The sequence below is a fragment of the Saprospiraceae bacterium genome (assembly GCA_026129545.1).
In the GTDB taxonomy this organism is placed as follows: domain Bacteria; phylum Bacteroidota; class Bacteroidia; order Chitinophagales; family Saprospiraceae; genus M3007.
On sequence record JAHCHX010000001.1, the window covers coordinates 63723 to 85855 of the forward strand.

The following is a 22133-nucleotide window of genomic DNA, read 5'->3' on the forward strand; positions in this document are numbered from 1 at the left end:
ACATTTGTCGCATCAACTAACAAACAACTATCCACACAAGCAATTAAGCATGAAAAACTACTTTTTCCTACCTGTTCTTTTCCTCTTGGCCGTCAGCCAATCCTTTGCCCAAAAAACGCTCGCCCCAAGCCTCAAGCCTTATGCAGACAATTGGTCGCACAACGTGAAGCGGATGCTCAACCACGCCGGCTTCGACCTTCAGGCTGCCGCCGTCAACAAAATCTCTTCGCGCGGCGACCTCCAGTTGGACTCCACCAAAACCTTTTATGCCTACAACCTGCCCGCGCCGGGCGACAGCACCCCGTTGTTCCGCACCATTTACCAATACCCTACGGCCATCGAAGCCATCGAAACCAACTACCAATTTGAGGGCAACGTCTGGCAGCCTATCAACCGCACCACCATCACGCGCGACGCTCAACAGCGTATCGTGTTGGTCACTGGCGAAGGCTATGACTGGGACAGCCAAAGCTTTGTGCCCGATTCGCGGCTCGAAAGCTACCCCCACGGCAATTCGCAAGACCTGCTCGACTCGTTTTTCGTGTACGCATGGAACACAGACTTGAAAGACTGGGAGCTCTTGCTGTCCACTCAAAACGTGTTTGACGACAACGACCGCCTGATGGAGCAGTACTCCATCTTCGACCTGTCCGGCACGGTGCTGGAGTTCAAAGACGTGTATCTCTACAATGATAACGGCGACAATCACGTCATCGAGACTTATGCGCTGTTCGATGGTTTTGAATTCAACACGGGTCGCACCGAAATCCAATACTTTGACCACCAGCCTATCGAAGTGACGGTGTTTGTGACCGATGGGGTTGAGTTTTTCCCACAAAGTCGCAGAAACTACGCCTACACACTCTTCGGCGCGGTTCGGCTGGAATTGGGTTTTGAATGGAACGTGGAAAAAGAAGACTGGCGAATGATTGAGCGGACGGAGTACGGCTACGACAATCAGCAGCGCGTTGCCAGCAAGGAAACCACATTCATCAACCAAGATGCTCCCAACGAGCGCGAGCTCCAAACTTTCGGCTACGTTCAGGACGATTATCTCTTAGTCGAATACCTTCTCTTCTGGGACGACAACCTGTTCGACTGGATGTTGGACAGCAAAAAGTTTTACTACTACGCCGGCCTCGTGTCCGTGCGGCCCACCCCGCGCCCAGCACTGGCGCTGCAAATCGCTCCGAACCCGACCACCGACGCGGTGCGCCTCAATCTCCAAGAAGAAACCACTGTGCAAGTGTTCAATACGGCTGGCAACCTCGTGCAGTCGCGCCTGATACAGCCCGGCCAATCGCTCAATCTGGTGGAGTTGCCCGCAGGCATCTATCAAGTCACTGCCCAGCAAGGCGCTGATTCTTACAGTGGAAAAATAGTGAAGCAGTAGTTTTTTTCAACCCAATCCGACACACGGGGCGGCCTGCTCGCCGCCTCGTGTGTTTCATCTCCCACGCCATGGCCTACACATTTTCCTTAGTGCTGATTTGCGGCGCGTCTTTTTTTGTCAAAAGACAAATTTTGAAAAAAAGACTTTTGGGAAAAACGGCTTGAACCATGCGAGCCACCTTTACGAAACCTGCGAGGTTTCGTAAATGTCACCCCAACAAACAACACACAAAAACACATTCGCTATGAAACCAACAACCATCATCGCCCTACTCGCCCTGACGAGCCTCATCGCTTGCCGAACGCCCGAAATCGCGCTCGACCCTGCGCTGAGCGCCGAAGCAATGCCCGTGAAAGGGCGCAACGGCCTGCAAATCGGCCAAGTCATCCGCTATGGCGAATACACCACCGACAAGGTGCGCCGCGGCTGGACAAAAGGGTACGACATCCCCTTTTTCCTTCGCTTCCAAGCTGCCAAGGAAAAACTCAGTTTCACCCAGTATGGCCCATCCAAGACACAGGCTGAAGTGGCTTGTGTCAGCAGGTTCAAAAGCACCGAAATCCCTTTGGTGAGAGACTTCTTCGGCATCCCGCTCGAATACAAAAACTACTTTGCGGGCAGCGTGGTGATGCGCAAGGGCCGCAACAGTTGGGACTTCATCGTGCACAACCCCAACGGAGACTTCCTGCGCCAGCGAGCATCGGCAGGCTTTGCGGAGAGCGGCTCGCAACGCATTGAGATAGAGGCCGTCAGAGGGCTGCAAGGCCAGCCGGATTGGCTCAAGGAATTGGCCGTGTATGGCCACGAGTTTCGCATGGACGGCAAGGTAGTGGGCGCGGTTTCGACCGTCAACAGGGGTACGGTATGGATTGACCAGCGCCTCGAAGCGGAGACGCGCACCGTCATCGCCGCCATCGCCACAGGGCTGCTCTTGCGCACCGACGTGGAGGAGGCCGACTTGCGTGCCGTGCGCTGATACTCTGTTGGTTCGGAACAACAATCCATCCTTCGAAGCAAAAACACAACAACTACACTTTTAAAAGATTAAGCTATGAAACAAGATTCGTTCAAGTCAAGCCTGTTTGGGTTGGCAGTAATGCTTGCTGCCATTGGGTGCGAGAAAGACCCCAAAATCGAACCCAACCCCCACCCACTTCCGCCGCAGCAGGAACTGCCCAACCCACTGCCCCCCAACGCACTCGTCAAGCAACTGAAAAAAACCGATATTGACCACGAAAATTTCTCCTACAACACCAGAGGCCAAGTCGTGCAACTCCGGGCGCAATGGCAGTATGACCAGAGCGACCCGACCAAAATTCGCACCATCGTGTATGATTTTGAGTATGATACGCAAGACAGACCGGTTCGCGTGAGTACTCCCAGCAGCTATTTCAGTCGCTATTTCTACCACGATACATTGGTCGAGAGAAGCCAGGAACTTTATCCCGGAGGTGAGGTAGCCCGAGAAGTCACCTATATTTATTACAACAGCCGGATTATCAAGGAAATCTGGAGGGTAAGCAACCTGCCTTCAGAACCTGTCACGCTTTACAAGCACGAGTTTGAATATGACGCGAAGGGGAACCTTGCCGAAATAAAAGTCTATGAACAGGTCACTGACTCGACATCGGGTCAGCAACAGTACAGACTGCTCGAAACGCTGGAATACAGCAATTTCGACGACAAAATCAACCCCACGAGCTGGATGCTGCGATACCCCTTCCTGCCTCAAGTGCGCTGGCATTACAACAATCCGCGCCGCGAGGTGCGCCGTCTGCCCGGCGGTACTGTGCAGGTCACGACCCACGAATATCAATACAATGCCGAGGGCCTGCCCATCTCTCGGCGCACGACCAGCCCAGGCGGCATGCAGACAACGAATTATCAGTACTAATTCTCCCGCAACAGCGGCACTTTCACCACAAAATACCCATCAGCCGTCGTGCCTGCCTCCACCGGTCTATCGGTGAGCAGCGCATAACGGCTGATGATGTTTTTAAGGCCGGTGCCAGTGGATGCCTCTGGGTTGGGGCGCAATTGGAGCGCGTTGCGTACTATCAGGGTCTCACCTTCTGCCGCCACTTCCACAATTAAAGGCTCTTTTGCCGACATCCGGTTGTGTTTCACGGCGTTTTCAACCAACAATTGCAACGTCAGCGGGGCAATCTTGTATTGGTCGAGAGAAGTGTCTTCCAAGAGAATTTGCAAGTCAAACTTGTTCTCAAATCGAATTTTCAACAAAAAGGTGTACGAGCGTATGAATGCCAACTCCGTCCGCATGGTCACGAGCGATTGGTCTTTTTGCTCCAAAATATAGCGGTAGGAGCGCGAAAGCTGGTCAATGAACTGCTCTGACAAGTCTGCGTTTGTGTGGACGAGCGAGGAAAGTATGCTGAGGCTGTTGAACAGGAAATGCGGGTTGACCTGCGTTTTGAGCAATGCGATTTCGTTGAGCAGCTTTTGTTTCTCCAGCTCGTCCGAACGCGCTTTCATGGCCTCCATCCGAAGGCGCACCTGTCGCCGATAGAGCGAAACGCCCGCAATAATACCTGCCAATAGCAGCGCGAGCAGCGTGCGAAACCACCAAGTTTTGTAAAAAGGAGGCACCACCCGGAAGGGTATTTCCAGCGTTTCCTCGCTCCACACCCCGTCGCCATTGCGCGCGCGCACCTGCAATTTGTAGCGTCCGCCGTCGAGATTTGTGTAGGTAATCGTGTTTTGTTGGGTCTCTGTCCACTGTTCGTTGAAACCCTCCAAGCGATATGCAAGCACGGTTTTATCGGGTTGCGTGAAATGAATCGCGGCGATATCGAACGTCACCACCGCCTCTCCCGGACGCAAGGTAAGCGGTTGGCTGGGTGTCCAAGGCGTTTTGCGGTCAGGTATCAGGATATTGTTCAGTGCCAACCGAGGCGGGTGGATATTGCCAAACAAGTTTTCTGGCGACGCGATATTGAACGAATACTCGCCGCCTAAGAACAATTCGCCGTTGGGCATCACTCGAAAGCCCTGCGAATGGTCGTTGACAAACAACCCATCGGCCTTTGAGAAATAATGAATCCGCTCGGTGGCAGGCTCATAGCGATGCAACCCATTGGCAGTGGCGAGCCAAATGTTGCCCTGTTGGTCCATCTCCAATTTGCGCACGTTTTGGTTGCGCAGCCCATGCTCGACCGTCATCACAACAAGCAAGGAATCGCGCTCATCGAGCACATACAATCCCTCGGCAGTGCCCACATAAAGCCGTTTGTCCGGCCCGCAGACGGCATCCAACACGTTGAGCGGCGGTGAGCGATAAAGGAGGTGTTCGTTTTTTTCGGTGGCAGGGTCGTAGCGCAGCAGGCCGTTGGGCGAGCTGACCAGAACCCGCCCCCTGTTGTCCAATTTGATGTCCCAGAGCGTGTAGAAAGGAAATTTGCTGCCGTCGTGTTGATATAGGAAAATGTTGCGACTCTTGCCGGTGCTGGGGTCAGTCTCCACCAATCCGCCCCGGTTGTTGCCATGCCATACGCGCCCGTCGGGGCCTATTTCAATACTCAGCGCCTTGTCTTCATTCGTGTTCCAAGGAGCAGGCTGCATGAAGTGGCGGCGTTGGCGGGTGCGCGGGTCGAAGCGCTCCACGCCCTTCCATGTCGCATACCACAGATTGCCTTCGGCATCGCGGGCCATGTCGAAAATTTCGTTGGAAAAGACTCCCCTGTTGTTGTATTCAAACAGATTGAAGGTGTTATCGCTACGATTCCACTCGAAAAGGCCGACCCCCCACACGCTGACCCAATATCGGTCATGCACGCTTGGGTCTGGCATCATGCCTGTAATGCTGTAAAATTGGCTTTGGCCGGGTTTTTCGGGCAGGAGCACCCGCCCGAATTTGATACCGTTAGGGTCGTAGTATTCCACGCCCAATTCGGTGCCTATCCAGATGATGCCTGTCTTGGGGTCGCGGTAGAGCGAATAGGTGCGCGTGTTGTTGTGCGAGTAGGGGTCGCGTGGGTTTTTGGGAAATTCCGTGCGGCGCATATCGGCGCAGTTCAGGCGCCAAAGACCATGATTGCCGCCACCTGCCCAAATCAAGGGCGGCGCATGGGGGCGTTCTTCCAAAACAAACACGGTGGCAATGCCCGCCGAATCGGGCAAGTTGACAAACCGCTGCTGCTGTTCGTCGTAGGTGAAAAAAGCTTGGTCCCAGTCCGAATGCCAAATTTTGCCCCCACTGTCCTCCTGAATCCACATCGGCCAAGGGTTGGGGCCATCGGGTTTGTCTAAGCCCCGCACATAAGTAAACAGTCTCGTAATAGGGTCGAAACGAAGCAGATGCTGCCCAACGATGGTGACCCACACACGCCCCTTCGAATCAACAAACACCTGACTTTCGGATTTAGTCCGACAGGGAATTCTGAAAAATTCAGCCCTAAACGTATGGCCGTCCAGACGCACCAAAAAACTGTCTGTATGCGTCCAGCCCGTGCCATCTTTGTCAAAAGAGATATTGCTGAAGTAATGTTCTTGCGTCTTGTTCGGAGCGGTCGGTGAGGGGATAGGCACCCGCCGGAAACGTTTCGTTGCGGGTAGATAATAGCAAATACCCTTCATCGTCGTCACCCAAAGCCGGCCACGTCCATCCGAAGTCAGGCCAGTGACACGATTGTCGGGTATCGAGGTGCTGTCGTTTGCCTGCGCTCGAAAAACGGTGCAACGGCGACCGTCGTAGCGAGTGAGACCATCGTGGGTGCCAAACCAGATGAAGCCCTCGTCGTCTTGCGCGATAGCGCCGACGAAATCCTGCGACAGCCCCTGTTCCGTCGTCAGATGGCCCAGCGAAATAAACCCAGGCTGGCTTTTAGCCGTGGGAACGACACCCCACAGGAACAGCAGCGCAAATAGTGCCGGACAGGTACATCTTGTTGCATTCATACAAAATACCGCAGCAAATGTAGCGAGCAGGGCAATAAACCTCACTTTACTTTTTCGGCCACTCATCGGCTGGTTTCGGCCATTCGGCAACACAGTTTTGCAGCCCCCAGAGTGCCGCTGTCAACTTTGAGCCAACAAACACAAAAACTTTTTCTATGAAACAACTAACGATTGCATTTCTGCATTTTTTGCTCATTCTGACAGCCATGCATTGCACGGCGCAACCCGCTGAAAAAGCACCTGCCAAAAACGCTTCACCCGCGCCTGCCGCCTCATCTGTCGCGCAACCCGACACCACTGCCGACCCCGATTTGCGCCGTTACAACGCGCTTGTGGAAATGTTGTTCGACGTAAAAATGACCCACGCGGAGCGGGCGCAGTTGCGCACTTTTGCCGACGGCTACCGTTTCAGCGACGATGCGCAAAAAAATCAGGTGTTTAAAAACTGCCTCGTTTTTTACGAACAACTCATGGGAATGTCTGCCTCCGAACGCGATGCCCAATGCAAGAAACTGCGTGCCATCACCCTCAACGAACACTGGAAAATCGCTAAAACCGGCGACACCGAGGCCAAATGGATGCTTGACCTCTACTACGCTGCCCATCCGCCGCTGGCATCGGGCACGCCGCCGCTCACCCGCGAAATCGTGGATGCCCTCATCGAGTTCGATTATTTTTTCAACGTGGAAGTAAAAGGCATCAAGGCCGAGCCGATGGATGCCGCTTTCCGGGAAAAAATGTACAGAGAAGCCATTGCCAAATGGAAAACGCTTAATGTCGCCCAACAACAAGAAATGTTCACGACGGCTGCCAACGTGGCGCTCCAGCGTTTGCAATGGGAACACAGCACTCCCGAACAACGCCTGTTCGTCAAGGCAAAAGTCGTGGGCGAAAACAACCTGTCAGAAGAAGAACGCCGCTACCTCGCGCAATTTCGGCAGGCGCAGGCCGCCCAACTCAACCAACTGCGCCAGCAACAAACGCAACTCATCACCAATGAGCTCCAATTCATGCGGCAAAACCAACAAACCATCATGGGAAACGGCACCTACTACAACCAAACCCTCGGACGCTGGGAACAACACGGCGGCATCGTGACAGAGTTTCACTGAAAAAATCCTTCAGACGATTTCCAAACACAAAACACAATATATGAAACAAACGCTTTTCATCATCATGCTACTGGGAAATTGGGCAATACTCCAGGCCCAGTCCAGGCAGGATAGCCTTCACGGCAAAAAAGATGACCTGCAATTGCATATTTCTCCCAATCCGGCTGTCTGCGAAGTGCATTTTACCTGGACGATGCACAAAGCGGCCCCCGTCATCCTGACGCTTGTTGATTTGGAAGGCTGCATGTCGCTTAGCATCAACCTGGGAGAAATTCCTCCATCCACTTTTACCAAATCCGTGTACGTCGAAGCCTTCGACCCCGGCACTTACGTCGCGTTGCTGGCCATCGAAGGCCAGATTTACTCCAAAACGTTCATTGTTCAAGAAGAATAAAACAGCCATGCAAAAACTACTTTCGCTGCTCCTCATAGCGGCAATGTGCGCTTGTCAGTCAAAAAACGCACCTGCATCCGACCCTTACGCTTCCAATAGCCTAGAAGGGAAAACGTGGCAACTGACGCTCTTCGCCGTCGGCCCCGAACCCCGGGAAGTACAGGCAGGCACAACCGTCACCGTCAAATTTGAAGGCGGCAAAATACAAGGGCACGGCGGCTGCAACGGCTACGGCGCGACCTACAAATTGAACGTCAATCAACTCAGCATCAACGATATCACCGCCACCGAAATGTACTGCGACAACGCATCGGAGCAGGAAAGCCGCTTTTTCGAGCAACTCCGATTCGCCAAGCGTTACAACATTCGTGGAGAAATCATGGAGATTGATTGCGGCGACATGGGCAATTTGGTGTTTCGCCTGAACGAACAAAAACAGGGCAAGTAAGCAACTGCACTGACGCTTGGAATGTCAAGAATAATGCAACCCGGCATAGTCGCACCATGTTTTCATACCTGCAGCCGCGAAAAGCGGTCGCGGCTGCCAATTTTCTTTACGCATGACTCAACGCAAACTAATTCTCTACATCGCGGCCAGTCTTGATGGCTACATTGCCAAGCCTGACGGCGACATTGAGTGGCTCTCTATGGTGGAGGCGCCGCAGCAAGACTATGGCTATAAAGAATTCGTAAAAACAGTGGACACCATCATCATGGGGCGCAAGACATACGAGAAAGTCCTATCGTTCGGCATCCCTTGGCCTCACGCCGAGCGTCGAAGTTTCATATTGTCGAGAACGCGCAGCGGTGGCGACGAAAACGTGACGTTTTTCAATGGCGACGTAGGCGCTCTCGTCGCCCAAATCCGCCAAACCCCCGGCCTGAATATCTATTGCGACGGCGGCGCCGAAGTGGTGTACGAGCTCATGCGACGCGATTTGATTGACCAATACGTCATATCAGTCATACCGATTTTGTTGGGAGAGGGCATTCCCTTGTTCAAACCCGGCCGCCCTCGGCACAACCTGACATTGCTGAAAAGCACGGCGTTCCCGAGCGGGTTGGTCCAGATGCACTTCGAGCGGAAAAGAGACGCAGGTGCCGTTTGAGTTGACTTTGGCAAGTTTTTGAGAAAAACGAAAAAACAGGCTGTCCGATGCTCGGACAGCCTGTTTCGTATAGAAAGGACACCAACAAACGCTACTGCGTCAATTGGCGCTCGAAGCCATCTTAAGCTCTTTGATGCGGGCTTTTTTGCCCACCAAGCCACGCAGATAGTAGAGCCGTGCGCGGCGCACCTTGCCCCGTTTTTGCACCGTGATGCGGGCGATGTTCGGATTGGAGAACGAAAAGATACGCTCCACGCCCACGCCATGCGACATCTTGCGCACGGTGAACGATTTTGTGAGGCCGTGTCCTTTGATTTGAATCACATCACCGCGATAGTCTTGCTCACGAGTCTTGTCGCCTTCCGTGATTTTATAGGTGACGGTAATGGTGTCCCCTGTTTTGAAATCGGGGAATTGAGGCTTCGTCAGCAGCTGCTCGTGTACGAATTTTATGGCTTCCAACTCCTTCATTGTTCGAGTATTTATGAGCGTCAAAATTAAAGAGGCGCAAAGGTAAATAGCCGCCTCGGAAAAAAAAATTATGTTTTGAAATTTTCCCAAAAATCAAGGCGAAGCCAATTCTTGTATGGTGGCATCTGTGTGCCGACCCGGATTTATCGCCTCAATCCCCGGTTTTATCTACCCAACAAATGCCGTTTGGGGCAATAAGGTGTCCTTTGCGCGCCCTTTGGATTTTGTTCAGAAAAAAAATGACGGGCCGCGCAAAACAAACCCTCCGATTAGATGTTAAAACACCTGTTTTTTGAACACACATCCCGCTTATGTTCAAGAAACATCCGCATATCCATCTCATCATCGTTCTAAAATTTTGAAAAAAACATGAAAAAACTGCTTTTTCTTCCTCTTCTGGCTGTGCTCGCAATGGCAGCGCACGCTCCCGTCGCCTACAATGTGGATGTAAAATCCAGCGTCGTCGTGTGGACGGGCTACAAAGTGACAGGCAAACACACTGGCACCGTGAAGTTAAAAAATGGCAACCTGACATGGGACAATGGCCAACTCACCGGCGGCTCTTTCGAGATTGACATGAACTCCATCACCTGCACCGACCTCGAAGGCGAATACGCTGGCAAACTCGTCGGCCACCTGAAAAGTGACGACTTCTTTGGCGTGGAGAAACACCCGGTTGCCAAATTTGTAATCACAAAGGCCATTCCGCAAGACACAAAAGGCAACTACAAAATCGTAGGCAACCTCACCATCAAGGAAAAAACAAAAGAATTGAAATTCCAAGCCGCAGTGAGCGAGAGCAATAACACCATCAACGCTTCCGGCAAAATCACGGTGGACCGCTCGGACTTCGATGTGAAATTTGGTTCCGGCTCGTTCTTCGACAACTTGGGCGACAAGACGATTTACGACGAATTCGACCTCCAAGTGTCGCTCGTGGCAAAGAAGTAATGAATTTCAGCAGCCCCTTGTAACCCCTAACAACTTCTAATCCCCTTCCCCCTTTTTGACTGCCCGGATGGTACGCAACCTCCGGGCAGTTTGTTTTGTCCATGTTCTGGCATTACCTTTGCCCCCTCTGTAATGCCGAAAATCACAAAAACCGCCACACTTGTACGATAACAACCGTTTGCGGCGTTTTCCGGCAAAATTGATTTCTGCACATAGTCCAAACATTTACACCCTCATGCTTCGAGTGCTCACTCTTTTCGCGCTGGCGTCTGGCCTAATGAGCCTGACGGCTTTCCGGGCGGAAAACCCGAAGTGCAACAACCAGCCATTCATGGCAAATGACGCGGCCGCTCTCGCCCAACTTTCCAGTGGGTTGATTACGCTTCATTTACACGCACCACACAACTTGCCCGCAGCCGACACCCACACGGTGCTGCGCGTTCTACTGCTCGACTACAGCACCTACGACAGCGCCTACGCCGTTAAAATGCGTCGTCTCGTGCAGGCACAAATGCCTTCCTGCACGGTGTCGGAATTTTGGGAAGGCACCATCTACGACCTCAACTTGGCCTTAGCCACCCACGATGCGGTGGTAGTGGCTTACCCTTCCGGCGGCAAGTCGGACATGAACAAAACGTATGGCAAGCAATTGGAGCAATATGTGCGGCAGGGTGGGGTAGTGGTCTTCACAGGCACCGACGATTACCGCGTGTTGCAGCAATTTGGTCTGCTCGACGTGAATTTTGGTTATTTCTGCCAAGACCCCGTGATACATGAAATCATCACAGCGCACCCTATACTGGAAGGCACAAAAGGACAATTCACACTAAGCGACTACGCATACCCGCTTGATATCACCGACCCCGATTTCACTACACTGGTGGACGTGTTGGGCTACGACGAAGAGAGCGCCCCCATGCGTTGCTGGTCTGAAACGGATGAAGTCGTTCCGTCGGAATTGCGCAATTTTCCGGTCATTGGTTACAAGACACTCGGTGCGGGCAAAGTCGTCTATCTTGGCATGGAATACTACTATGACCAGCCCGAGCCTACCCGCATTCTTTCCAATACGCTTCGTTGGGCCACCCAATCCAAGACTGCTCAAGAACAACATCCATTGGCATCGAAAGGCGACCTCCTGCCCAATCGCGCCGTGAAACGCAGCCAGGAAGTGCTGCAAGCGGGCAGTGGCCCCAAAATGGATGCGTTCGATGTGAAAATATACCCGAACCCCTATTACGAAAAAGCCACGCTGGATGTGGAACTTAAAGCATCCGCTACGCTGGCCGTCGAAATGACCGACGAAACGGGCAGAATCGTGGCGGTAGTGCTTCCACAGAAAAATCTCCACGCTGGCTTATATCGGCTCGAGCTGCCCAATCTTCCGGCAGGCATCTATTTCGTTCAGTGCAAAACGGGCGAAAAAGTGATCACCCGAAAAGTAGTGAAAGCGACGGCTCGTTGAAGTTGGGGTGGTTCCGCCGATGATTCGCGCTGCGTGCCAAAAAGAAGAAGGGCAGCGGCAAAATGCTCGCAAACAATCGTTCTCAAAAAATTTTTGATGGGGCAACCGTATGGTTGCCCCATTTTTTTTGCTTTACCTTTGGCGCGTCCTTACCATATTATCCGCCACACTTTGACGTAGGCGGGTCTCGCCAAAGCTTTTAATCCCGCCTTTTTCCCTGTTCCATTTCCGATTCAGATGCTGACACGGCAAAGGCTGTGTCGCAAGCAAGGCTTTAGCCAAGCCCAACGCTGCTCGGGTTTTGCAATATCTTTATTTTCAAAACAAAAAACAGGTGTATGAAACCTTCGGTTACTCGACTTCTTTTCACAGGAATTCTTCTCTCCTCGCTCCTCTGCCTGCCTTCGCGCACCCATGCGCAGGATGTCATCATGCAGGGCTTCTACTGGAATACCCACCCCGGCGACGTGACCAATACCACCACCGGAGGTATCTGGTGGGACACGCTGACCACCGTAGCGCCCCAACTCGCCGCCGCCGGCTTCAGCACCGTGTGGACACCGCCGCCGACCAAAAGTTTCGCGGGCGTGTGGGACATGGGCTACGGCACTTACGACTACTTCGACCTCGGCAGCTTTCTCAGCAAAGGCACCACCCGCACCCGCCACGGCAGCCGGGCCGACCTAGATGCCATGATAGCGGCCATGCACGCCAACAACATCAAGGTCATGGCCGACGTGGTGCTCAACCACCGGGGCGGTGCCGATGCCATCGCTCCCTATCAAGTGGACGGTTTTGGTAGCGGCTACAACGTGTTCACTCCGCCGAGCAACCGCATACCCAGTGGCCCGGAAGCCGTGCACCCCACCAACCAACACCCCGACCTCAACCCCGATTACCACAACCGCATTTTCTTTGAGGATATCTGTCATTTCAACGAAAACGACACCGACCCGCCTACCAACGCAGACGGCTCGCCTGGCTCGTGGTTTTTCGGCAATCCAATCATCGTCGGCTCCATGGGCGACTCGCTCATCATGTGGGGACGCTGGCTCGTGAACGATGTGGGCTTCGACGAACTCCGCCTCGACGCGGTGAAACACGTTGACCCGTGGTACATCGCCAAATTTTTGGTGGAATCAAAAAACGGGGCACAGCCCTACGCCATCGGCGAGTCCTTCGAGTATGGGTTGAGCAACTTGGTCAACTACCACAATGATGTGGAAACCAGCCCCAACAGCGGCTCCAAATCCGCCAAAATGTCTCTCTTCGACTTCCCCCTGCGTGCCGCGCTGAAGTCGGTGCTGAACAACACCTCCGGCACGACGGATCTGTACAACACCCTCGGCAACGCGGGCCTCGTGTGGGCCACCAGCATGAACGGCGACGACGTGTCCACTTGGCTCGAAAGCCACGACACCGACCGCACTGGCTACATCGGCGCTAGCGAAGGCTGCCCCATTCCCTTCGGCAGCGCCTGTCTGGAGTTCTATACGGAACATGACCACGACCCCATCATAGCGGACAAAGAAGATATGGGCTATCCCCTGCTCATGGCTGCCGAAGGCCGCCCGGTGGTGTTTTGGAAAGATTGGCACTGGTTTGGCCTCGACGACGACATCAAGTGGCAAATGGCGCTGCGCAACACCTTTGCCAAAGGCACCTCTGACCACATTCAAAACATGGCTGGTTTTTGGCCCACCGACCCGCCCTACGACGGCGACAATCAGGGCGGCAATATGTTCGCCATGCGCCGCAACGGCCTTACGGGCGGCACCAGCGACGGCCTCGTGTTGGGCCTGAACGACCACCCGACGAAGAAAAACGCGGTGTATGTCAACACGCCGTTCACGAACAAGTATTTGAAAGACTATTCCGACGGATTACTGTTCAAAACCACGCAAGCGTTCGGCGATTCGCGGGCGCTCATCGAAGCAGGCCCGCGTGATTACGCTTGGTGGTCGGTCACGGGTTTGTACCCAACATCGCCCGCAACGGCAGCCAGCCATTTCAACATGGATGCCACGCCGGGCGGTTGCCCACACTTTATCGCCGTGTGCGTGGCCGACGCTGCCAACCTGATTGTCAACGGCGCCCCCATTGCCGTCGGCGACGAAATAGCGGTGAAAAACGCTGCCGGTCAAGTGGTCGGCATCGGACGCATTGGGCAAGGATTTCGGTGGGACGGCGTGAAGGATATGATTATCGAAGTGCTGGGAGCGCCTTCTTCAAATGGGTTGGCAGATGATGAAAATTTCCGGGTGTTCGTGTGGGACGCGAGCGCCAGTTCGGAAGTTGAAATAGGCACCGTGCAATATGCGGCGAACGCCACGAATTTCAATTTCTCCCCTGAGCGCCCCAATTCTCCCAATCGAAACGGCAATTTTTCCACGTTCCCGCTGACCACGACCGCGACAGGCACATTTGACTGCGAGGGCATTTCTCGCATCGTTGCTTTCAACACGCATGCTGCCGTGAACCAGCCATTTTGTGCCAACGACCAAGCCGATGCCGAGGCATACAACAGCGGCTGGACCAACGGCTCGAACGGCGGCAACGGCTTTGGCGCCTGGGCGCTAAGCACCACCGGAACGGCAGGCCATTTTATCGGAAACTCGGCCAACAACGGCAATGGCGACGGCAATGCCGACGGTGACATCAACACGGGCGGCGAGGCTTGGGGGATGTTTGCCAACTCTGGCGGTGTCGCCAACGCGGTGCGCCCATTTGCGGCAGTCCTTCCGCCCGGCGCGGTTTTTTCCATAAACATGGACAACGGCTTCATAGAAGCAGGCGGCTCGGTGGGCTTTGGCTTGCGAAATGCCAGCGGCGAAAACCTACTTGAGTTTTATTTCCGCAACGGCGAACCAGACTACAAAACCAACGACCTCACCGGAGAGCATGGCACCAGCATCGGCTTCACCGACGAAGGGCTTTCCTTGCAATTCACCTTGCAAACGGCGACGACTTACCAGTTGGTCGTCACGCCGTTGGGTGGTTCTTCTTCCACATTTTCTGGCAGTTTGAAAAACCCAGCGGGCGGCCAAGCCATTTCACAAGTAAGGATTTTCAATGCCAACGCGGGCAACTTCGGCGAGCGCGACGCTTTTTTCAACAGCCTCGGTGTGTGCTACCCTGCCACTTTGGTCATCAACGAGGTGGACTACGACCAACCCGGCACCGATACGCAGGAATTTATCGAACTGAAAAACGTGAGCGCCGCGACGGTGAACTTGGACAATTACAAATTGGAGCTGGTGGACGGCGGGACAAACACGGTGTATCGCACCGTTGATTTGCCCAACTTCAACCTCGCGGCAGGCGGTTATTACGTCATTTGCGGGAATGGCTCTGGGGTGCCCAACTGTAATTTCAACTTCGACGGCGCTGGTTCCGACAGAATCCAAAACGGCGCGCCAGATGCCATCAGATTGGTTCTGAACAATATCATCACAGTGGATGCGCTCAGCTACGAAGGCTCGGTGCCGGGCGCAGTGGAAGGCTCCGGTGCAGGGTTGAACGACGACGGCACCTCTCCCGCCCAAAACCTCGGTCTCTCGCGCATCCCCGACGGCAACGATACCGACCAGAACAACGCTGATTTTGTGCTCACCTGCCTCTCTCCGGGCACAGCTAATATCGCCAACACCGACACCGACGGCGACGGTCGCCCCGATGCTTGCGACAATTGCCCCGAAATCGCCAACACTACCCAAATTGATACCGACATAGACGGCATAGGCGATGCTTGCGACGACTGTCCACTGGCGGTGAATGGCATTTCCAATTTCAACACGGTTACCTGCAATTGCGAACCCGGCTATTACCCCGTCACGGAGGAGCGCAATAGCCAAACCGTCATCATCGGATGCCAGCCATGCCCGCCTGGCAGTTATTGTCCCGATGGTATCAGTTCAATTCCATGTCCTCCGGGCAAGTTCAGCAATGTGGTGGGTTCGACGGAATGTCAGAACTGTGCGGCGGGTTTTTACCAAGACCAGTCGGGTCAGACGAGTTGCGCGGCCTGCCCACCGGGCAAGTTCAGCGACGTGGTGGGTTCGACGGAATGTCAGAACTGCGCGGCGGGTTTTTACCAAGACCAGTCGGGTCAGACGAGTTGTCTGGCTTGTGCTGCGGGTTCCTACCAAAACCAAATCGGACAAACATCCTGTCTGGCTTGCGCGGCGGGTTCGTTTAGCAACACAACAGGCTCAACCGTTTGCACGGCTTGTGCAATCAACACTTACAGTGCTTCTTCTGGCGCAACTGAATGCGCGTCTTGCGGGAGCGGCTTTTACAGCCCGGAGGGTTCGGCATCTTGCTCGATGTGCGATTTAGCCTTCGATGCAACACCGATAGAGGAATCCTGTGCGGGCGCTATGGACGGCCAAATCACCATCAGCAACGTCACGGGTGGCACCGGGCCTTTCCTGTATTCGATTGACAACGGCGAAAATTATTTCAATACCGCAACCTTTGCCGATTTGCCCGCCAATACCTATCAGGTACGGGTGAAGGATGATTTCCTCTGCGAAAGTGATGCTGTTGAGGTAACTGTTGGGTTGGGGCCTTGCTCCTACACCATCAGCGGCACCGTCATCTGGGAACACGACGACGCGAGCGGTGTCAAAGATGTCAACGTGGCGCTCACGGGCGACCAGACAGGTTCCACCACCACGCCCTTGAGCGGAGCCTATTCGCTCACCGTCACTTCCGGCTCGGACTTCACCGTCACGCCTACCAAAAACATCAACAAACTCAATGGTCTGACGACCGCTGATGCTACTCGTGTGCAGCAACACGTGACAAATGTGAATCCGCTGCCCGGCCCGTTCAAGCGTATTGCCGCCGATGTGAACAAGAGCAATTCCATCACTACGCTCGATGCCACGCTTATCAACCAAGTGCTGCTCGGCAACCCGGCGGCAAACGCTCAGTTCAACACCTCGTGGCGTTTTGTGCCGGCGGCCTACACGTTCCCGAACCCGAACGTACCGTGGGGTTTCCCAGAAAAAATCACGCTAACCGGCGTGAGTGGCGACGTGAGCGGTCAGGATTTTAAAGGCATCAAATTGGGCGATTTGGCAACTACTTTTGCCAACCCAGCCAACTTTGGGGCAGGCAACCCATTTGTGTTGAATGTGCGAGAGCAAGTTTTGCAACCCAACGCGGAAGTCGTGGCGGCGTTCAGCGCCAACCAGTTGGACGATTTGGCCTCGTTCCAATTTGCCCTTCGTTTTGATGTCGAAAAATTGATGTTGACGGATATTCAACCGCTCGCAGCCTTGCCGCTAACAATGGACAACTTCGGTACTTACGATCTTGCTGAAGGAGAAATCCGCGCCGTGTGGTCGCAGGCGGAAGGCGTAATTTTGGAAGAAGCCGCCCCTGTGTTTCAACTCAAATTCAAAGTGTTGGAAGGCGGCGGCAAATTGAGCGAATCGCTGTACTTGGACGACGAGGCTTTGCCGGGTTTTGCCTACAACAGCGAATTGGCAGAATCGGGCGTGAAACTGAATTTCTTGGCATCCACCGGCACGGGCGACCCGTCAGCGGCGAGCGGTGTGCGGTTGCTGCAAAACCGCCCCAACCCGTTCAGTGGGGGAACTGCGATTGGTTTTGTGTTGCCGGAAAGTTGCGAGGCGCAGTTGCGGATTATTGATGTTTCGGGAAAAATGTTGGCAGAAAGAAAAGCCCAATACCCAGCGGGCCGGAACGAGGAAACGTTTGATTTGGAAGGCGCGTCAGGGGTGTTGTGGTACGAATTGGTGACGCCGTTCGGGATTTTGACAAAGAAAATGGTGGCGACGAAGTAAATGTTAAGTACCCGTACAGATTTATTTCACACAACGACACTGCGACACTACGATTTTATTTTTCTGATAACCAATTCTTTGTGCCGTTGTGTCGTCGTGTGAAATGCTTGAATAATTTTGTCTCAGTACTTATTCAAGTGTTTTTTTATCTTTGGAAGGCACGACTGAGGCAAGGTCGTGCCTTCCTTATTAAAAGGGAACTTTGCTTTTTTCTGTGGGTGTCCGCTTTGGACACAGTAATTTTCGGACTGTTTTGAAAACTCGCCTGCAATTAATATGTACCGAGTGGTTGTATTGCTGTTAATCCTAAGCCCGTATCGCCTTTTCCCGCAGACGACGGCCAATGACTTCGAGGTACTTTCCACCGCGAAAGGGCTGTCGCAGGGCATGGTGTTCGACATCCTCCAAGGGCACGACGGCTTTCTGTGGCTCGCCACCAAAGACGGGCTAAATCGGTATGACGGTTACAATTTCAAAATTTTCGCCCACGACCCTTTCGACCGGTTTTCAATTTCCAATAACGAAGTCCGGCAACTTTTTGAGGATAAACAAGGCCGGATTTGGATAAACTACCCTCAAGGATTAGATATATTCGTCCCTGCCAGCGGTCATTTTTTCCATTTGTCATCCGAACATCTGCCGATTTATGCCGGCTCTGCGAATGCAGGAAGCCCGCTTACGTTTGCCAGTACCCCCGATGGTGCCGTATGGATGACAGACAGGGTCAAACTCTGGCGCATAGAGGCACCGGAAAATTTGCTAAATACGGCGGCAAAAACGGGCAATGCCTATCCCCGGTTGCCATACATGACCTTGCCTATGCCGCAACCCGATGGTTTGAATGGCACAGTGAAACCCATCAGCGTTTTTTACAGTAAACACTATCAACTCCTCGTCGGGACTACGCACGGGCTTTACCGGCTAGATACCGCTACTCAAACGCTGTTGCCGTTGGCATTGCCCGGACAGTCCATAATTATTGCAGGGGAAGATGAAGCCGGAAGCATCTATTTGAAGGTACTAGAGCCTTCCAGCCGGCTCCTTATACCCGCCAAACCAGCAGACCTTTATCATACCCGGTCTAAATTCGACCTGTGCACTTGGGATGGCCGGTCGGTGACACCGATAAACGCCCGGTTCATGCGGGTAGACAAATCCCAGTTCGACTATCAGGGCAATGTGTGGACATTACAGGAACACACGCTGCGCAAATGGCGACCAGAGGCTTTGAAAAGCGGCGGGAAGCCTGCATTCGAATGGGCCTGGACCGACCCGGTCATTCTGACACCCGACTTTTATGTCCCCTCCTTTACCGTTGACCGTTCCGGAATCGCATGGGTGGGTACAAGCGGTTATGGAGTAATTAAAATCAACCCCCAGAAACCTAAATTTTCCAGTTACCTGCCCTACTATTCCCAACGTCGCGTGTTGGAAGACCCGCAAGGCAATCTGTTTACCACGATGAATTGCGAACGGTTGTTCACCGACAAACAATTCGGGCGAAGCATATCGAATCCTTGGTTCTTTCAGGCCGATGGCGTCCCGGTATTGATTACGGTCTTCGATACGGAGGGCAATGGCTGGGGGGGCAATGGTTGGGTGAATACCGGACAAAACCGCCTCTATCGCGTCGCCGCTAATACCGGGGCATTGCGGCATTTCCCGTGGGGAGGAATGGGACTGGTGTTGGACAGAAATAAAAAACTGGTAAGCGTGAGCGAGGAAGGTCTCCTGCAATTCGACCCGGCAACCGAAAAAAGCACGCTTATCTCTTTTGACAAACCTCAGCCCCTGATTCCCTCTTACACCTACTCTCAATTGCTGTATGAAGACCCGACCGGCGACCTGTGGATTTTTGCATTCGAAGGATTGGTCAAAGCTACTCCCGGGAACAACGGATATCAGTTTGCCCATTTCAAAAACAACCCCGACGACCGGACCTCCTTATCCAACAACACGGTATTTTGCGTGGTGGCAGACCCCCTCGACCCAGCGCGTTACCTCTGGGTCGGTACAAAAGGTGGGGGGCTGAACCGCTTAGATAAACAAAACGGCACGTTTCGACACTTCAAAACAGAGCAAGGACTTCCCGACAATGTCGTGTATGGAATTCTCTACGCCGGAGACTATCTCTGGCTGAGCACCAACAAGGGCTTGTGCCGTTTTCATGTGCGGGACGAGACAGTGAAAAATTTCACCGTAGCCGACGGCCTTCAAGACAACGAGTTCAACCAGTCGAGCTACCTGAAGACTAAAGACGGCACGCTGATATTCGGCGGCGTCAACGGGCTTACGTGCTTTCACCCCGATAGCCTACGGTTCAACGAATTTGTCCCACAAACTCGCATTGTGCGCGTGACGGTTGATAATATCCCGTTGGACGCTGCCAGCCAGAACGTGCTAAAACTGGCACACAATCAAAATTTTATCAGTTTTGAATTTGCGGCGCTTGAATTTAGCAACCCCGGTCAAAATCGTTACCGCTACCAGTTGGTTCGCCACAATACGTTCCGGGCCGATACAGAAAAGCCTTGGCAGTACCTGGGCATAAAAAATTCCGTTCAATTCGCCAACCTGCAACCGGGCGATTACACATTCCGGGTGTTGGGCAGCAACAACGACGGCCTGTGGAGTCAGGCTCCAGACGAATTCCGGTTCGTCATCCAGCCGCCCTGGTGGGCCAGCTGGTGGGCACTATTGTTCTACCTGACTGCCGTTGCCGCCTTCGTCGGGCTGTTCTACCGCTACCAACTTCGTCGGCGCCTTGAACATCAGGAAACCCACCGCCTGCGTGAATTAGACGATTTCAAAACCCGTTTTTTTACCAATATCACCCACGAGTTCCGCACACCATTGACAGTAATTCTCGGCATCAGCGAACAGTGGCTAAAAGAAGAGCCGGACGAGCCCAAACGCAATAAACTCGGGTTGATAAAACGCAACGGCGTGAACCTGCTGCGGCTCATCAATCAGATTCTGGATTTAGCAAAATTGGAATCGAGTTCGCTGAAAATCAATTATGTACATGGCGACGTGTCGGCTTATCTGCGCTACATCATAGAAAGTCTGCACTCCTTTGCCAACGCGCAAAATGTGATGTTGCGCATGGAAATCCCGGGGGCACAGGGCCAGATTATGATGGACTACGACCCGGAGCGGCTCCTGCAAATTGTGCACAACCTGCTCTCGAACGCCATCAAATTCACACCTTCCGGCGGCCAGGTGGTTTTACAGGCCGTAACGTCGGAAGGGTTGGAAACCCTTCCGACGTTAAAAATAACAGTTTCCGACACCGGTGCAGGTATTTCATCCGAAGAATTGCCCCTTATTTTCGACCGGTTTTACCAAGCCAATAATTTGGAAAAAGCCAAAGCAGGCGGCACGGGAATTGGTCTGGCGCTCACCAAAGAACTCGTCAAAGCCTTGGGCGGCGAAATCTCGGTAAAAAGCGAAGTAGGCAAAGGCACGACGTTCACCGTGACACTGCCCATTACCAATAAAGCAAATCAAAATCAAAATCAAGGTTTACCAAACTTTCAAAGTTTAGTAAACCAGCCACCTGACAAGCAACCAATGAGCGCGAACGCGCCATCACGACTTGGCGTGACAACTAAAAACCAATTGCTCCTCATCGAAGATAACCCGGATGTGGTGGAATACCTCGTCGCCTGTTTGCAGGAACAATATGCGCTCAACTTTGCCTACAACGGCCGGGCTGGGATTGAAATGGCGCTGGAAACCATCCCTGACCTCATCATCAGCGATGTGATGATGCCCGAAAAAGATGGTTTCGAGGTTTGTGAAACCCTGAAAAACGATGAACGCACCAGCCATATCCCTATCGTACTGCTCACGGCCAAGGCGGGCGTGGAAAATCGCGTCGCCGGTCTGCGGCGGGGTGCGGATGCTTATTTGTCCAAACCCTTTCACCAGGAAGAACTGCTCGTCACGCTGGGCAACCTGCTCGAAGTGCGCAAAAAATTGCAGGCCAAATACCAAACACAGCCCGGGCAGCCGTTGGCGACTTCCCATCCAGCCGACCCCGAAGATGCCTTCATTCAAAAAGTGTACAACGCCGTTTTAGAACACCTCTCCGACCCGGCCTTCTCCGTGGATGCCCTTTGCCGCGTGCTCGCCATGAGCCAGCCGCAGCTGCACCGCAAACTAACAGCCCTGACCGGGAAAAACGCCACGCTCTTCATCCGTGCCGTCCGGCTTGCTCAGGCAAAAACCTTGCTGTTGGCTGGGGAAAAAAACGTCAGCGAGGTGGCGTTTGCGGTGGGATTCGACGACCCGAAGTATTTCAGCCGGGTTTTTGCGGAGGCGTTCGGCGTTCCGCCGAGCAAGATTTAAATTTCTGTTTTTCAAAGACTTAGAAAAGTGCCATTTCAGTCTGAATGGAGAATCCACCTTATGGAATGGAAAATCCACCTGCCGGAATGCTGGCTCCACCTCTTTGAATGGACAATGGGAAACCTTTGACATGCCTGACCGGCACCTTTGACCTG

At 53.4% G+C, this 22133-nt stretch carries 13 protein-coding genes; 11 read left to right on the forward strand and 2 right to left on the reverse strand.

Features of this window, described 5'->3' with window-relative positions; genetic code table 11:
* Positions 1-49 precede the first annotated feature (49 nt).
* The 3 genes from KIS77_00255 (at position 50) to KIS77_00265 (ending at position 3287) form a co-directional block, all read left to right on the forward strand.
* Positions 50-1393, forward strand: a complete 1344-nt coding sequence (locus KIS77_00255; protein MCW5920750.1) for a T9SS type A sorting domain-containing protein — start codon at positions 50-52, stop codon at positions 1391-1393.
* A 244-nt stretch (positions 1394-1637) separates the two neighbouring features.
* Positions 1638-2369, forward strand: coding sequence for a hypothetical protein (locus tag KIS77_00260; GenBank protein ID MCW5920751.1), 732 nt, complete (start codon positions 1638-1640; stop codon positions 2367-2369).
* Between the two features lie 75 nt (positions 2370-2444).
* Positions 2445-3287, forward strand: a complete 843-nt coding sequence (locus KIS77_00265; GenBank protein MCW5920752.1) for a hypothetical protein — start codon at positions 2445-2447, stop codon at positions 3285-3287.
* Here the strand turns inward: KIS77_00265 and KIS77_00270 are convergent.
* On the reverse strand, positions 3284-6307 hold the full coding sequence (locus KIS77_00270) for a histidine kinase (GenBank protein ID MCW5920753.1): 3024 nt from the start codon (positions 6305-6307) through the stop codon (positions 3284-3286). The genes KIS77_00265 and KIS77_00270 overlap by 4 nt on opposite strands.
* A gap of 155 nt (positions 6308-6462) precedes the next feature.
* On the opposite strand from KIS77_00270, the gene KIS77_00275 reads away from it, so the two are divergent.
* From KIS77_00275 to KIS77_00290, 4 genes are all read left to right on the forward strand, one after another.
* Entirely contained in the window at positions 6463-7419 is a 957-nt protein-coding gene (locus KIS77_00275) for a hypothetical protein (GenBank protein ID MCW5920754.1), read from the forward strand.
* A gap of 40 nt (positions 7420-7459) precedes the next feature.
* Positions 7460-7813 (forward strand): T9SS type A sorting domain-containing protein, encoded by a 354-nt coding sequence (locus tag KIS77_00280; GenBank protein ID MCW5920755.1) that lies wholly within the window; start codon positions 7460-7462, stop codon positions 7811-7813.
* A 7-nt stretch (positions 7814-7820) separates the two neighbouring features.
* Positions 7821-8261 carry an META domain-containing protein gene (locus KIS77_00285; protein MCW5920756.1) on the forward strand — a complete coding sequence of 147 codons (441 nt, stop codon included), beginning with the start codon at positions 7821-7823 and terminating at the stop codon, positions 8259-8261.
* 112 nt (positions 8262-8373) lie between these two features.
* Positions 8374-8922 (forward strand): dihydrofolate reductase, encoded by a 549-nt coding sequence (locus tag KIS77_00290; protein MCW5920757.1) that lies wholly within the window; start codon positions 8374-8376, stop codon positions 8920-8922.
* A 99-nt stretch (positions 8923-9021) separates the two neighbouring features.
* Here the strand turns inward: KIS77_00290 and rplS are convergent, their stop codons facing one another.
* Positions 9022-9393, reverse strand: coding sequence for a 50S ribosomal protein L19 (gene rplS, locus KIS77_00295; protein MCW5920758.1), 372 nt, complete (start codon positions 9391-9393; stop codon positions 9022-9024).
* A 369-nt stretch (positions 9394-9762) separates the two neighbouring features.
* On the opposite strand from rplS, the gene KIS77_00300 reads away from it, so the two are divergent.
* From KIS77_00300 to KIS77_00315, 4 genes are all read left to right on the forward strand, one after another.
* Positions 9763-10344 (forward strand): YceI family protein, encoded by a 582-nt coding sequence (locus KIS77_00300; GenBank protein MCW5920759.1) that lies wholly within the window; start codon positions 9763-9765, stop codon positions 10342-10344.
* A 235-nt stretch (positions 10345-10579) separates the two neighbouring features.
* Positions 10580-11809 (forward strand): T9SS type A sorting domain-containing protein, encoded by a 1230-nt coding sequence (locus tag KIS77_00305; GenBank protein ID MCW5920760.1) that lies wholly within the window; start codon positions 10580-10582, stop codon positions 11807-11809.
* Between the two features lie 338 nt (positions 11810-12147).
* Positions 12148-17625: a lamin tail domain-containing protein gene (locus KIS77_00310; GenBank protein MCW5920761.1), complete on the forward strand. Its 5478-nt coding sequence runs from the start codon at positions 12148-12150 to the stop codon at positions 17623-17625.
* A 276-nt stretch (positions 17626-17901) separates the two neighbouring features.
* Complete coding sequence (locus KIS77_00315; protein MCW5920762.1) at positions 17902-21978, forward strand: response regulator; 4077 nt, start codon at positions 17902-17904, stop codon at positions 21976-21978.
* The last annotated feature ends 155 nt before the right edge of the window (positions 21979-22133 follow it).

Coding starts and splice junctions, on each gene's coding strand:
- KIS77_00255 (MCW5920750.1), top strand. CDS start 50: ATGAAAAACTACTTTTTCCTACCTGTTCTTTTCCTCTTGGCCGTCAGC.
- KIS77_00260 (MCW5920751.1), top strand. CDS start 1,638: ATGAAACCAACAACCATCATCGCCCTACTCGCCCTGACGAGCCTCATC.
- KIS77_00265 (MCW5920752.1), top strand. CDS start 2,445: ATGAAACAAGATTCGTTCAAGTCAAGCCTGTTTGGGTTGGCAGTAATG.
- KIS77_00270 (MCW5920753.1), bottom strand. CDS start 6,307: ATGAATGCAACAAGATGTACCTGTCCGGCACTATTTGCGCTGCTGTTC.
- KIS77_00275 (MCW5920754.1), top strand. CDS start 6,463: ATGAAACAACTAACGATTGCATTTCTGCATTTTTTGCTCATTCTGACA.
- KIS77_00280 (MCW5920755.1), top strand. CDS start 7,460: ATGAAACAAACGCTTTTCATCATCATGCTACTGGGAAATTGGGCAATA.
- KIS77_00285 (MCW5920756.1), top strand. CDS start 7,821: ATGCAAAAACTACTTTCGCTGCTCCTCATAGCGGCAATGTGCGCTTGT.
- KIS77_00290 (MCW5920757.1), top strand. CDS start 8,374: ATGACTCAACGCAAACTAATTCTCTACATCGCGGCCAGTCTTGATGGC.
- rplS (MCW5920758.1), bottom strand. CDS start 9,393: ATGAAGGAGTTGGAAGCCATAAAATTCGTACACGAGCAGCTGCTGACG.
- KIS77_00300 (MCW5920759.1), top strand. CDS start 9,763: ATGAAAAAACTGCTTTTTCTTCCTCTTCTGGCTGTGCTCGCAATGGCA.
- KIS77_00305 (MCW5920760.1), top strand. CDS start 10,580: ATGCTTCGAGTGCTCACTCTTTTCGCGCTGGCGTCTGGCCTAATGAGC.
- KIS77_00310 (MCW5920761.1), top strand. CDS start 12,148: ATGAAACCTTCGGTTACTCGACTTCTTTTCACAGGAATTCTTCTCTCC.
- KIS77_00315 (MCW5920762.1), top strand. CDS start 17,902: ATGTACCGAGTGGTTGTATTGCTGTTAATCCTAAGCCCGTATCGCCTT.